The 11,898-nt window shown below is 71.7% G+C and carries 11 protein-coding genes; 4 read left to right on the top strand and 7 right to left on the bottom strand.

What is annotated here, in order from left to right; genetic code table 11:
- Positions 1 to 135 precede the first annotated feature (135 nt).
- The 5 genes from ACF3M1_RS14965 to ACF3M1_RS14945 all read right to left on the bottom strand — a co-directional run bounded on the left by ACF3M1_RS14965 (position 136) and on the right by ACF3M1_RS14945 (position 5,149).
- Positions 136 to 1,809 (bottom strand): hypothetical protein, encoded by a 1,674-nt coding sequence (locus ACF3M1_RS14965; RefSeq protein ID WP_394001963.1) that lies wholly within the window; start codon positions 1,807 to 1,809, stop codon positions 136 to 138.
- 235 nt (positions 1,810 to 2,044) lie between these two features.
- On the bottom strand, positions 2,045 to 2,977 hold the full coding sequence (locus tag ACF3M1_RS14960; RefSeq protein ID WP_394001962.1) for a ParB/RepB/Spo0J family partition protein: 933 nt from the start codon (positions 2,975 to 2,977) through the stop codon (positions 2,045 to 2,047).
- Positions 2,974 to 3,792 (bottom strand): ParA family protein, encoded by an 819-nt coding sequence (locus tag ACF3M1_RS14955; protein WP_394001959.1) that lies wholly within the window; start codon positions 3,790 to 3,792, stop codon positions 2,974 to 2,976. Before ACF3M1_RS14955 ends, ACF3M1_RS14960 begins: the two co-directional genes overlap by 4 nt.
- Before the next feature lie 57 nt (positions 3,793 to 3,849).
- On the bottom strand, positions 3,850 to 4,503 hold the full coding sequence (gene rsmG / locus ACF3M1_RS14950) for a 16S rRNA (guanine(527)-N(7))-methyltransferase RsmG (protein ID WP_394001957.1): 654 nt from the start codon (positions 4,501 to 4,503) through the stop codon (positions 3,850 to 3,852).
- A 31-nt stretch (positions 4,504 to 4,534) separates the two neighbouring features.
- Positions 4,535 to 5,149 (bottom strand): 4'-phosphopantetheinyl transferase family protein, encoded by a 615-nt coding sequence (locus ACF3M1_RS14945; protein WP_394001955.1) that lies wholly within the window; start codon positions 5,147 to 5,149, stop codon positions 4,535 to 4,537.
- A 149-nt stretch (positions 5,150 to 5,298) separates the two neighbouring features.
- Here ACF3M1_RS14945 and ACF3M1_RS14940 point away from each other — a divergent pair, with 149 nt between their 5' ends.
- On the top strand, positions 5,299 to 6,642 hold the full coding sequence (locus ACF3M1_RS14940) for an AMP-binding protein (RefSeq protein WP_394005291.1): 1,344 nt from the start codon (positions 5,299 to 5,301) through the stop codon (positions 6,640 to 6,642).
- A gap of 69 nt (positions 6,643 to 6,711) precedes the next feature.
- Complete coding sequence (locus ACF3M1_RS14935) at positions 6,712 to 6,975, top strand: GlsB/YeaQ/YmgE family stress response membrane protein (RefSeq protein ID WP_394001953.1); 264 nt, start codon at positions 6,712 to 6,714, stop codon at positions 6,973 to 6,975.
- A 430-nt stretch (positions 6,976 to 7,405) separates the two neighbouring features.
- On the opposite strand, the gene xth is transcribed toward ACF3M1_RS14935, so the two are convergent.
- Positions 7,406 to 8,182, bottom strand: coding sequence for an exodeoxyribonuclease III (xth, locus tag ACF3M1_RS14930; RefSeq protein ID WP_394001951.1), 777 nt, complete (start codon positions 8,180 to 8,182; stop codon positions 7,406 to 7,408).
- A 123-nt stretch (positions 8,183 to 8,305) separates the two neighbouring features.
- On the opposite strand from xth, the gene ACF3M1_RS14925 reads away from it, so the two are divergent.
- Positions 8,306 to 9,670 carry an amidohydrolase family protein gene (locus tag ACF3M1_RS14925; RefSeq protein ID WP_394001949.1) on the top strand — a complete coding sequence of 455 codons (1,365 nt, stop codon included), beginning with the start codon at positions 8,306 to 8,308 and terminating at the stop codon, positions 9,668 to 9,670.
- A gap of 9 nt (positions 9,671 to 9,679) precedes the next feature.
- Here the strand turns inward: ACF3M1_RS14925 and ACF3M1_RS14920 are convergent, their stop codons facing one another.
- A complete protein-coding gene (locus ACF3M1_RS14920; RefSeq protein WP_394001948.1) occupies positions 9,680 to 11,083 on the bottom strand; it encodes a coniferyl aldehyde dehydrogenase in 1,404 nt (467 codons plus the stop codon).
- Positions 11,084 to 11,337: 254 nt separating this feature from the next.
- Here ACF3M1_RS14920 and ACF3M1_RS14915 point away from each other — a divergent pair, with 254 nt between their 5' ends.
- A complete protein-coding gene (locus ACF3M1_RS14915) occupies positions 11,338 to 11,880 on the top strand; it encodes a gamma carbonic anhydrase family protein (RefSeq protein ID WP_394001946.1) in 543 nt (180 codons plus the stop codon).
- The last annotated feature ends 18 nt before the right edge of the window (positions 11,881 to 11,898 follow it).

Below are 11,898 nucleotides of genomic sequence, written 5' to 3'. Positions count from 1 at the left end.
GCGAACGCGCACGCGTCGGAGGAGATCGGCCGATCCGGACGCGTGATTCACGCAGCCGCGCAACGCCGCACCACGCGCCAGACGGGAACACGCCCGCGCCCGCCGTCAGGCCGGCGCGGGCGCTGCAGCCGGGGCTCAGCTGCGGTTGTCGCGGATGTCGTCCTGCACGTTCTGGATGTGGCCCTCGACGATGTCGCGATGCGACTGGCCGCCATCGGCCTGGGTTCCCCCCGACAGTCCGCCGATTACGGCGTCGGTGACGAAGTGGCTGGCATCGGTGCGCAGCAGGGCCAGGTCGGCCTGCTGGTCGTCGAGCGCGGCCGCGATGTCGGATTTGAGCTGGTCGACCGCGGATGCGCCGAGCGTGTCGCCGCTCGACAGCGCCTGATCGATCAGGCGATCGACGGCGGGGTTGTTGCCGAACGCGCTCTTGAGATCGCCGGCGACCAGGCTGCTGATCTTGCCGCCACCGGGCACGGCGGCCAGGCCGATGTCGACGACGAAGCCGACCAGCGCCTGCGTCGCCGCTGCACGGTTGTCCTGGTCGATCTTCATCTGCTGGACCGCGTCGAACGCGGCGCCGCCGAGGATGCCCAGCTGCTGACGCGCGGTGGAGACATCAAGGCCGTCGGGATAGGTTCCCTCGACGCCATTGAGATAGTCCTTCCGAACCTGGGTCCAGGCCTGGATGCTGTCCATCGCCTGCTGCGCGCCGGGGTTGTCCGGGTTCATCGCGGTGATGCGCATCAGGTTGCCGAGCTGGATCGCATTGGCGCCGAACTGCTGTGCATGCTCGTTGCCCTGCGGCACGGCCCGCGAGTCCCAGCTCGCCAGCGCGGTCAGCATCGCGTCACCGTGGTCACTGGCCAGCAGTCCGCTCAGCGCGCCCGCGGTATCGGCGAACGGCGCGTCGTCGTTGTAGAAGTCGAACAGCACGTCGTCGTTGCCGGATTCGGCGTACCGCGCGATGCCCACGGCGATGTCGTTCCACTGCGTGGTGTCGGGCTGCGCGGCGACCGAATCGATCAGCGTCGCCAGCGGATTCACCGCGTCCACCACGCCCTGGCTGTTGCGGAAGCCGATCGTGGATTCGCCGATCGCGGTCAGCAGCGTGTCGCGCGTGGCGTCCCCGCCGCCGTTGGCCTCGAGCACATCATTGAACACGTTGGCGGGCATGTCCGGATCGTTCGAGCCGGCCGCGATCTGCATCGCCAGGCCCGGTGCGTGCACGGCCCAGGCGGCGTTGTCGGACAACGCGCGCGTCAGCAGGGCCTCGGCGAAATCCTCGCGGAACCGCTCGGCGCCGTCGGTGCTGCCGGCCGCGGCCAGGAAATCCTGCATCTGGGTGAACGGCTGGTCGGCGATGCCGGGCGCGCGGTCGATCATCGATCCGATCTGCAGGAACTGTTCGGCTTGGGCCTGGTCCAGCGTGCCTGCGTTGTAGGCCTCGACGAAGCCGCTGGCGATCGCTTCGTAACCGTCCTGCGAGATGCGGCCCTCGGCCTGCATGCGGTCGACGATGTCGAGCTTCATCCACGAGGCGAGCGCGCCGGGATCCTGCCGCAGGACCTCCTGCACCAGGCGGGTCTGGTCGGCCGGGGCGAGGCCGGCCATCTCCTCGGCGAAATGCACGGCGCGCGCGTCGTAGTCGTCCGCGATCAGCCAGCGGTCGCCGGTGTCGAGGATGGCGCGCGCGGTGTCTTCGATCTGAGCGTCGGTGCGTGCCGCCGCCACATCGAACGGTGCGGCCGGCGAGGTGGGGAACCGGGCGGGGGAGGCGAGCGGGCCGAGCAGGGCGGGATCGGACATGGGGGCCACCGTGGCGCGAGCAGGAGGCTTCGAGCCTAGTGCCGCCCCCGTCGACGCGGCATCCGGATCGACCCTAGGTGTCGGAGGCCGCCACGCACGATGTTCAGGTGCAGGGCGCGACTGGCGGGCGAGTCGACCCCCGGCGCGCCGTCTTCAGCGCCTGCGTGATCGCGAGGCCGATGCGGTGGCGTCGCCCTGATCCGTTTGCCGCCATTGACGCGGCGGCGTCGTGGATTCAGCCGCGCGCGGCGCGCAGGCGTTCGAGTACGCCGTCGAGCGCTTCGAGGTTGCCGTAGTGGATCACCAGCCGGCCCTTGTTGCCGCGGCCGTTGGCGATCGACACGCGCGTGCCCAGGGTTTCCGACAGTTCGTTCTCCAGCGAGACGATGTCGGCCTGCGGCCGCGCCTTGTTGCGCGCGACGGTCCGGGTGTCGCCACCCGGGACGCGGCCCGCGGCGAACTGCTGCGCGCGGTGTTCGACTTCGCGCACCGACCAGCCGTGTTCGACGGCATCGGCGGCGAGTTTGCTGGCGAGGTCCGGGGACAACGTCAGCAGCGCACGGGCATGGCCCATCTCCAGCTGCTTGGACTCGACCAGGACGCGGATCGCGGTCGGCAGTTCCAGCAGACGCAGGAGGTTGGACACCGCGGCGCGCGACCGGCCCACGGCCTCGGCGGCCTGGGCGTGGGTGAGATCGAATTCGTCGATCAGCCGCTGCAGCGCCTGCGCTTCTTCCAGCGGGTTGAGGTCTTCGCGCTGGATGTTCTCGATCAGCGCCATCGCGACGACCGTGCGGTCCTCGACGTTGCGCACCACCGCCGGCACTTCGCTCAGGCCGGCCTGCTTGGACGCGCGCCAGCGGCGTTCGCCGGCGATGATCTCGAACGTGCGGTCGGGCCGCTCGCGCACGACCAGCGGCTGGATCACGCCCTGCGCCTTGATCGACTCGGCCAGCTCGGTGAGCTTGTCGGCGTCCCAGTGCTTGCGCGGCTGGTACTTGCCGGCGCTCAGCGCATCGATCGGCAGCACGCGCAGGGTGTCCTGCTCGGTCGCCTCCAGGCTGGTCGGCGCTTCGGCGGCGGCCTTGGGGCCGAGCAGGGCTTCGAGGCCGCGGCCGAGGCCACGCTTCTTGGCCGGCGCTTTCGCGGGCGTCTTGGGCGTGGTCATGCCGGGGTCTCCATCCCTGTGGTGGCCGGGCCGGCCGTGGCCGCCCGGTCGCGCTCGTGCTGGCGGCGGACGATCTCGCCGGCGAGGCCCAGATAGGCCACCGCGCCGCGCGAGGCCCGGTCGTAGCCGACGATGCTCTGGCCGTGGCTCGGCGCCTCGGCCACGCGCACGTTGCGCGGCACGATGGTGCGGAACACCTTGTCGCCGAAGTGGCTGGTGAGTTCGCCCGACACCGCATTGGCGAGGTTGTTGCGCACGTCGAACATCGTGCGCAGCACACCCTCGACCTCGAGTTTCGGGTTGAGGTTCTGCTTGATCGCATCGATCGTCTGCAGCAGCGCGGTCAGGCCCTCGAGTGCGTAGTACTCGCACTGCATCGGCACCAGCACCGAGTCGGCCGCGGTCAGCGCATTGAGCGTCAGCAGCGACAGCGCCGGCGGACAGTCGATGAGGATGTAGTCGTAGCGCGGACGCAGCGGCTCGAGCGCGCGCTTGAGGCGCTGCTCGCGATCGTCGGCGCCCATCAGTTCGAGTTCGGCGGCGGTGAGATCGGTGTTGCCGGGAATCAGGTCGACCTCTTCCTCGGTCTGCACGATCGCGTCGCCGGCTTCGATTTCCCCCAGCAGCACGTCGCAGGTGGAGACCGGCACGATGCTCTTGTCGATGCCGCAGCCCATGGTCGCGTTGCCCTGGGAGTCGAGATCGACCAGCAGCACGCGCAGCGGCGTGCGCGCGAGCGCCGCGGCCAGGTTCACGGCCGTCGTCGTCTTTCCGACGCCGCCCTTCTGGTTGGCGATGGCGATGATTCGGGCCATGGGCTCCGGGGGTTCCGAGGAAAGAGGGCCGGACGTCGGGAACGGCCGGACCGGGGATTATGCCCCCTGCGGCGGCGTGCGTCCCACCACGACCAGATGGCGCTCGGCGTCCAGCCCCGGCACCCGCAGCGGGTGGATGTCGCGCACCGCCCAGCCCGGCGGCAGCGCGGCGATCTCGTCGTCGGGGCGCACGCCCTTCATCGCCAGCAGGCGGCCGTCGGCCGCAGGCAGGTGGCCGCCTGCGGCCAGGATGTCGGGCAGCGTGGCCAGCGCGCGCGCGGTGATCGCTGCGAAGGCGCCGGGCCGGTCGACGGCCTCGATGCGCGATTCGGCGACCTCGGCATTGGCGAGCTTGAGCGTACGCACGGCCTCGCGCAGGAAGCGGGCCTTCTTGCCGTTGGACTCGACCAGCGTGACCTTCAGCGCCGGCAGCGCGATCGCCAGCGGGATGCCGGGCAGGCCGGGGCCGGTGCCCAGATCGGCCAGCGTCGGCAGGTCGGCGACATGCGGCACCATCGCCAGCGAATCGAGCAGGTGGCGGGTGACCATCTCGCGCGGGTCGCGGATCGCGGTCAGGTTGTAGGTGCGGTTCCAGCGCGCCAGCAGGTCGAGGTAGGCCAGCAGCGGGCCGGCCAGCGCCGGGGCCAGGCCCAGCGTGTGCAGGCCGGCGTCGAGGTCGGCGCGCAGCGCGGGATCGTCGGACGGAGTCATCCGCCTAGTCTACGGGCGGCGCCGCCCGGCTTCAGGCGCGCGGGCGCCAGGCGAGCGTGGCGAGGTAGTCGGGGCGCGGCGAAAAGGCGTGCAGCGCCCAGTCGGCCGGCGCGCCGAGCGCCGGGTCGCAGGCGGTCAGCGCCCAGGCATCGCCCTGCGCGGTGAATTCCAGCCGGTCCAGCCCGAACGACAGGCCATGGCCATGGGCCTTGAGCACCGCCTCCTTGGCACACCACAGCTGGACGAACGCGGCTTCGGCGGCGGCGGGCGCCATCCGCGCGAGCGCGGCGGCCTCGCCGGGGGCGAAAAAGCGCTGGGCCAGTGCCATCGCCTGGGGCCGCGGGCGCAGCCACTCGACATCGACGCCGACCCGCACGCCGTCGCCGAGCGCGACCAGCAGCAACTCGCCGCTATGGCTCCAGTTGACGTCGGGGCCGCTGCCGGCCGGATGCCCGTCGATCCGCAGCGCCGGGCGGCCGCGGGCGTCGCGCACCAGGTCCAGGGCGGCGTCGGGTCGGTCGAGTTCGAGGGCCAGCCACGGGCGCACGAGCGCCTCGGCGGCCTGGCCGCGGTGGTAGTCGCGCCAGGCGCAGCGCACCGGGCCGGCACGCAGGTTGCTTTCTTCGCTGAACATCGCACTTGGCATGCCACAGGGCGTCCAGCGTAAGCTAAAAGGTCATATTCGCGCCGACCGGTGCGGCGCAGCTTTCAGGCAGGAGCAGGAACCGGATGTCGGCAGTCGTTTGGGAACAGGGCACCGCGGCCTCGCCGGCGGACGCAACAGGCCGCCTGGCGATGGTCCGCGGCGATGCGCAGGCGGTGATCGCCTTCGGCCCGGATGGTGTGGTCACGCGGGCGACGTTCCTCGCCCATGTGCGCGGCGTGGCCGCGCAGCTGCCCGATGCACCATTCGCGCTGAACCTGTGCGAAGACCGCTACCGGTTCCTCGTGGCGTTCTGCGCGGTCGCGCTGCGCGGCCAGACCACGCTGCTGCCCCCGGCGCGCACGCGTGGCGCGATCGACGACGTCCGCGCGCGCCACCCGCACAGCTACTGCATCGGCGATCGCGATCACTGCGGCTGCGACGGCATGCGCGATGCGGCCCACGATCCCACGCCGCCGCACTACGTCCGCCTGCCCGATGTGCTGCCGGAACTCGACGGCGACGCGCCCACGCTCGATGCCGGCGCGCTGGTCGCGATCGGCTTCACCTCCGGCAGCACCGGCGTACCCGGCGCCAACCCCAAGACCTGGGCCGGCTTCCACGCCAGCACGCTGCAGAACCTCGCCGCGCTGGCCGACCTGCACGACGACGCCACGCTGCCGGTGATCGCGACGGTGCCGCCGCAGCACATGTACGGCATGGAGATGTCGGTGCTGCTGCCGATGCTGGGCGACGTCGCCGTGCACGGTGCGCGCCCGTTCTTCCCCGGCGACATCGCCGCCGCACTGCGCGATGCGCCGCGGCCGCCACTGCTGGTGACCACGCCGGTGCACCTGCGCACGCTGGTCGAATCGGGCGTCGCGCTGCCGCCGCTGGCCGCGATCGCCACCGCGACCGCGCCGCTGCCGCAGGCGCTGGCCGCCGAGGCCGAGCGCCGCTTCGGTTGCGAGGTGCGTGAATTGTTCGGCTCCACCGAGACCTGCATCGTCGCCCGTCGCCGCACCGCGCGCGACACCGCGTGGACCCCGTTCGCCGGCGTGCGCCTGCAGCCGGTGCCGGACGGCACCCTGGTCAGCGCGCCGCATCTGCCCGAGCCGCGGATGCTGGCCGATCTGGTCGAGGTGGAATCCGACGGCCGCTTCGTGCTGCGTGGCCGCCAGGCCGACATGATCGAGATCGCCGGCAAGCGCGCGTCGCTGGCCGATCTCACCCGGCGGCTGCTGGCGATCGACGGCGTGCGCGACGGCGTGGTCTGCCAGCTCGCCGCGCCCGATGCGCAGGGCGTGCGCCGGATCGCGGCGGTCGTCGTCGCCGACGCCGCACTCGACGATGCCGTGCTGCTCGAGGCGCTGCGCCAGGCGGTCGACCCGGTGTTCCTGCCGCGTCGCCTGCGCCGGGTGGACGCATTGCCGCGCAACGAGACCGGCAAGCTGCCGCGTGCCGCGCTCGATGCGCTGCTCGCCGATCCGGGCTGAGCGGACCGACACCGCGTCCGGCGCCGCCGGCTCATCCGCATCACCGTCAACACCGCAGGGGAATCGAAGATGGAACCGTCGTCGCTCGGGCAATGGATCGTGTATCTGGTCGTCGGCGGCATCGCCGGCTGGCTCGCCAGCCTGCTGATGCGCACCGCGCATCGCCAGGGAATCCTGCTCAACATCGTGGTCGGCATCGTCGGCGGCTTCATCGGCGGCTGGCTGCTGCCGATGATCGGGCTCAGCGTGGGCGGCGGCTGGCTCGGCTTCCTCGTGACCGCGTTCATCGGCGCGGTGATCCTGTTGGCGATCGTCAACCTGTTCCGGCGCTGACGGGACACCGGGGTCGGCGCGCGCTCGCGCGCGATCCTGGGCGCTGACGGATGTCGGTGAATTCCGGCATCACGGGATCGCGGCCGAGGCCGCTCCTACACAAGCGATCGGCGCTGGCGCGGTGATTGTCGCCCCGTCGGACGTGGCGGCACGCGGTTGTAGGCGCGTGCTTGCGCGCTGATGGATGTCGGTGAATTCCGGTATCACGGGATCGCGGCCGAGGCCGCTCCTACAGGGGCGAGGCATCGCGGCGCGGCGATCGTACTGGCGACCGTCAACCGGTCCCGACGTTGAGCGGATGCCGTTGTAGGAGCGCGCTCGCGCGCGATCGCGGCACACGGCGGATCTCAGCGAATCACGGGATCACGGCCGAGGCCGCGCCCGCCCGGCGATCAGAAAGGCAACACGGCGATCGGCGAAGCATCGCGCCTCAGGTGCGCTGAAGTTGCACCCAGGCCGGCGCGTGGTCGCTGGGGCGCTCCCAGGTCCGCGGCTCGCGGTCGATGCCCGAGGCCACCGCGCGATCGCGCAATGCATCCGAAACCAGGGTCAGGTCGATGCGCAGGCCGAGGTCGCGCCGGAAGCCGGCCTGGCGGTAGTCCCACCAGCTGAAGACGCCGCCGGCATCGGAGTGCAGGCGGAACGCGTCGTGCAGGCCCAGATCCAGCAGGCGCTGCAGCGCGAGGCGTTCGGCGGTCGAGGTCAGGATGTGGCCGTCGTTCCACACCGCCGGGTCGTGCACGTCGCGGTCGTCGGGGGCGATGTTGAAGTCGCCGAGCACGACGAGCTCGGCATGTGCGGCGCGCTCCTGCGCCACCCAGGCGTGCACCGCCTCGAGCCAGCGCAGCTTGTAGGCGTACTTGTCGGTGCCGACGTCCTGGCCGTTGACGACGTAGAGGTTGATCACGCGCACCCCGTCGATGGTCGCGGCGATCACGCGCTTCTGTTCGTCCTCGAAACCGGGGATGCCGATCTGCACGTCCTCGAGCGCGCGGTCCTTCGCGAGCAGGGCGACGCCGTTGTAGGTCTTCTGTCCGGCGAACACGCTGCGGTAGCCGAGCGCGGCGAGCGCGGTGTCGGGGAACTTCGCATCCTCGAGCTTCGTCTCCTGGATGCCGACCACGTCCGGCTGCGCGTCGCGCAACCACTGTTCGAGATGCGGCAGGCGCACGTTGAGCGAATTGACGTTCCAGCTGGCGATCTTCATCGGCGCGGTTCGCGTTCCGGTGTGGCCGGCGATTGTACGCGCGCCGTCGCGGCCGGGCGCCCACATCCCCCGTGCACACCGAGTGCGCGACGCTGCCCGGCCACGCGAACCGAGCGATTCCCGATGCGATTCCCGACGATTCCGCTGGCGGCCACGCTGCTGGCCCTGACGACGGCCGCTGCCGCCGCGTCCGCCGATGACGGCGCGCTGCTGGTCCGCAACGGCCACGTGCTGACGATGGATCCGCAGACCGGCGACCTGCCGCGCGCCGACGTGCTGGTGCGCGATGGTCGCATCGTCGCGGTCGGCCCGGATCTCGATCCCGGCGATGCGCGCGTGATCGATGCCGCGGGTGCCTACGTGCTGCCCGGGTTCGTCGACACCCATTCGCATCTGTACACGACGACGATGCGAGGCCAGTTCCGCAACGCCGACGGCGCCTATTTCGACACGGCCGAAGCGCTGGCGCCGTCAATGACGCCGGACGATGTGCGCATCGCGATGCACGTCGGCGCGCTGGAACTGCTCGACGGCGGCATCACCACGACCGGCGACTTCTTCGACAACGTGCGCACGCCGGCGCATGGCGAGGCCGGTCTGCAGGCACTGGACGCGGCCGGCATCCGCGCGGTGCTGTACTACGGCGGGCCGGACAAGAGCACGCGGCATCCGATCGACGTCGAACACCTGTCGGCGCTCGCGGCTGCGCGCGGCGCGGAGGCGCGCGTGCGTATGGGCCTGGCCTGGCGGCTGCCGCGCGATCGCGACGACGCGGACAACTGGGCGATGCGCATGCACGAGCGCGACACCGCCCGCGCGCTCGGCCTGCCGGTGCAGGTCCACGTCAGCGTCGAGCCGGGGCCGATCTTCGATGCGCTGATCGCGCGCGACCTGCTGGCGCCGGATCTCAGCCTGGTGCACGCGACCGATGCGACACCGGCGCAGCTGCAGGCGCTGGAGACGGCGGGCGGCGCGCTGTCGCTGACGCCGATCAGCGAGCACCGCGTGGGCTACGGCCCGACCCGGATCGATCATTTCGCGGCCGTGCGCCGGCAGGGGCTCGGCATCGACGGCAATGCGCTGGCCGGCCGCGGCGACATGTTCGCGATCATGCGCCTCGCGGCACTGACCTGGAGCGGCGAGGCGCGCGACGAGACCGTCGTCGATCCGCGGGCGCTGCTGGACCTGGCGACACGCCGCGGGGCCGACGCGCTGGGCCTGGGTGCGATCACCGGCACGCTGGTGCCCGGCAAGCGCGCCGACCTGCAGGTGATCGCGGCCGATTCGCTGCAGATGGCCGGCTTCGGCGGCGGCGATCCCGCGGCGCTGCTGGTCTATTCGGCGTCACCGGCGGACGTGCGCACGGTCATCGTCGACGGCGTGCTGGTCAAGGCGGACGGCGCACTGGTCGACGTCGATCTGCCGCAACTGCGCGAGGCCGCGCAGCAGTCCGCACGCGCGCTGCTGGAGGGTAGGGCGCCGCGCTGAGTAAGCGCCTCAGCGCGCCAGACGGTCGATGAGCGTCGCGATGCGCGCGTAGGGCGGACGCAGCCAGTCGGTGACCGCGATGCGCGGCTGCCACAGCACCGGCAGCGCCTTGGTCATCGCGTCGAAACCGGCGCGGCCGTGATACGCGCCCATGCCGCTGGCGCCGACGCCGCCGAACGGCAGCCGGTTCGCGGCGAAGTGCAGCAACGTGTCGTTGACGGTGACGCCGCCGGCGACCGTCGTCGCCAGGATGGCCTCCACCTGCGCCTTGGAGCCGAAGGGATACAGGGCAAGCGGCCGCTCGCGCGCATTGACGAAGGCGATCGCCTCGTCGAGCGTGCGGTAACCGATCACCGGCAGGATCGGGCCGAAGATCTCCTCGCGCATCAGCGCCGCATCGTCGCCGGGATCGACGACCAACGTCGGTGGAAACGCACGCGCGCCGTCGACGTCGAGCAGCGGCAGCACGGTGAGCCCGCGTTCGCGTGCGTCGTCGAGCAGGCCGCTCAGGCGTTGGAACTGCGCGTCGCTGACGATGTGGGTGTAGTCGGCCGCGCGGCTGGCCGCGTCGGCATAGCGGTCGGCGACCTCGAAGCGCAGCGCCTCAAGCAGGGCGTCGCGACGCGCCGCATCGACCAGCACGTAATCCGGCGCGATGCAGGTCTGGCCGGCGTTGAACAGCTTGCCGGTGACCAGGCGCGCGGCCGCGCGGTCGAGCGGGTGGCCGGGACAGACGATGGCCGGCGATTTGCCGCCGAGTTCCAGCGTCAGCGGCGTCAGGTTCGGCGCCGCGGCGGCCATGACCTTGCGGCCGACGGCGGTCGAGCCGGTGAACACGAGATGGTCGAACGGCAGGCCGGCGAACGCCGCGGCGACCTCGGCGTCGCCGAGCGCGACCGTGACCCGCTCGGGCGGAAACACCTCGGCCAGCAGCGAGGCCAGGAACGCGCTGGTGCGCGGTGTGTGCTCGGACGGCTTGAGATAGACGTGGTTGCCGGCGGCGATCGCGGTCGCCAGCGGAATCAGCGCCAGGTTCACCGGGTAGTTCCAGGGCGCGATCACGCCGACGACGCCCAGTGGCACCGGGCGAAGCTGCGCGCGCGCGGGCCACAGTTTCCAGCCCGACGCGACGCGTCGCGGCCGCATCCAGCGGCGCAGGCTGCGACGCAGGCGGTCGATCTCGGTGAGTACCGACATGCCGTCGGCGATCAGCGATTCGTGCCGTGAGCGGTGACCGAAATCCGCGGCGATCGCGTCGGCCATCTGGTCGAGTCGCCGGCGCAGCGCATCGCGCAGGCGGGCGAGGTCGTCGCGGCGCTGGGCAGCATCCGGGCGCCGCGCCTGCCAGGCGGCGCGCAGCGTGTCGAGGGTCGGCCGCAGGGCGTCGACCGGTGTGGGGGCGTCGTGGGTCATGGCCCGAGTCTAAGGACTCGCGCGGGGCCGGCGCGTCGTCGGCCCCGGGGGACTGCCCGGGACCTGGCCCTGCCCGAACGCGACGTGCGGCGTACACCGTGCAACGATCGCACGCGAACGGCGCAGCCCACTGCGTTCCGCGGCGTACGACACCGCCTGCGCCGCGCGGTCACCAGGCAGTCGTACCCGGATATGGCGCAGTGCCCGCACTGCGCTACGGGCAATCGCGGGGGCCGTCGAGGCATACTGGTGCGATGAATGTCAGACCTTATCGCGATACCGCGCCGCAGCTCGGCGCGCGCGTCTACGTCGATCCGGCCGCCACCGTCATCGGCGATGTGGTGCTCGGTGACGACGTGTCGGTCTGGCCGGCGACGGTGATCCGCGGCGACGTCAACCACGTGCGCATCGGCGCGCGGACCAGCGTGCAGGACGGCACGGTGATCCACGTCAGCCACGCCGGGCCGCACGCCAAGCTGGGTGGTTTCGCCACGATCGTCGGCAGCGACGTCACCATCGGCCACAAGGCGATCCTGCACGCGTGCACGATCGAGGACGCGGTGCTGGTCGGCATGGGCGCGATCGTGCTCGACGGCGTGGTCGTGCGCCGTCACGCGATGATCGGCGCCGGCGCGGTCGTGCCGCCGGGTCGCGAGGTCGGCGAGGGCGAACTGTGGGTCGGCAGTCCGGCGCGCTGCGTGCGTCGGCTCACCGATGCGCAGATCGAAGGCCTGCATTACAGCGCCGGGCATTATGTGCGGCTCAAGGACGACTACCTGGCCGCGCTCGGCGGCTGACGACGGCAGGGAATGCAC

The organism is Luteimonas sp. WGS1318, assembly GCF_043187535.1.
Lineage (GTDB): Bacteria > Pseudomonadota > Gammaproteobacteria > Xanthomonadales > Xanthomonadaceae > Luteimonas.
The sequence above is the reverse complement of the archived record's forward strand: the minus strand, read 5'-3'. Positions and strand labels throughout refer to the sequence as shown.

Excerpts from the sequence above, each read along its gene's own strand:
- ACF3M1_RS14965 (WP_394001963.1), bottom strand. The coding sequence starts at position 1,809 with ATGTCCGATCCCGCCCTGCTCGGCCCGCTCGCCTCCCCCGCCCGGTTC.
- ACF3M1_RS14960 (WP_394001962.1), bottom strand. The coding sequence starts at position 2,977 with ATGACCACGCCCAAGACGCCCGCGAAAGCGCCGGCCAAGAAGCGTGGC.
- ACF3M1_RS14955 (WP_394001959.1), bottom strand. The coding sequence starts at position 3,792 with ATGGCCCGAATCATCGCCATCGCCAACCAGAAGGGCGGCGTCGGAAAG.
- rsmG (WP_394001957.1), bottom strand. The coding sequence starts at position 4,503 with ATGACTCCGTCCGACGATCCCGCGCTGCGCGCCGACCTCGACGCCGGC.
- ACF3M1_RS14945 (WP_394001955.1), bottom strand. The coding sequence starts at position 5,149 with ATGCCAAGTGCGATGTTCAGCGAAGAAAGCAACCTGCGTGCCGGCCCG.
- ACF3M1_RS14940 (WP_394005291.1), top strand. The coding sequence starts at position 5,299 with ATGGTCCGCGGCGATGCGCAGGCGGTGATCGCCTTCGGCCCGGATGGT.
- ACF3M1_RS14935 (WP_394001953.1), top strand. The coding sequence starts at position 6,712 with ATGGAACCGTCGTCGCTCGGGCAATGGATCGTGTATCTGGTCGTCGGC.
- xth (WP_394001951.1), bottom strand. The coding sequence starts at position 8,182 with ATGAAGATCGCCAGCTGGAACGTCAATTCGCTCAACGTGCGCCTGCCG.
- ACF3M1_RS14925 (WP_394001949.1), top strand. The coding sequence starts at position 8,306 with ATGCGATTCCCGACGATTCCGCTGGCGGCCACGCTGCTGGCCCTGACG.
- ACF3M1_RS14920 (WP_394001948.1), bottom strand. The coding sequence starts at position 11,083 with ATGACCCACGACGCCCCCACACCGGTCGACGCCCTGCGGCCGACCCTC.
- ACF3M1_RS14915 (WP_394001946.1), top strand. The coding sequence starts at position 11,338 with ATGAATGTCAGACCTTATCGCGATACCGCGCCGCAGCTCGGCGCGCGC.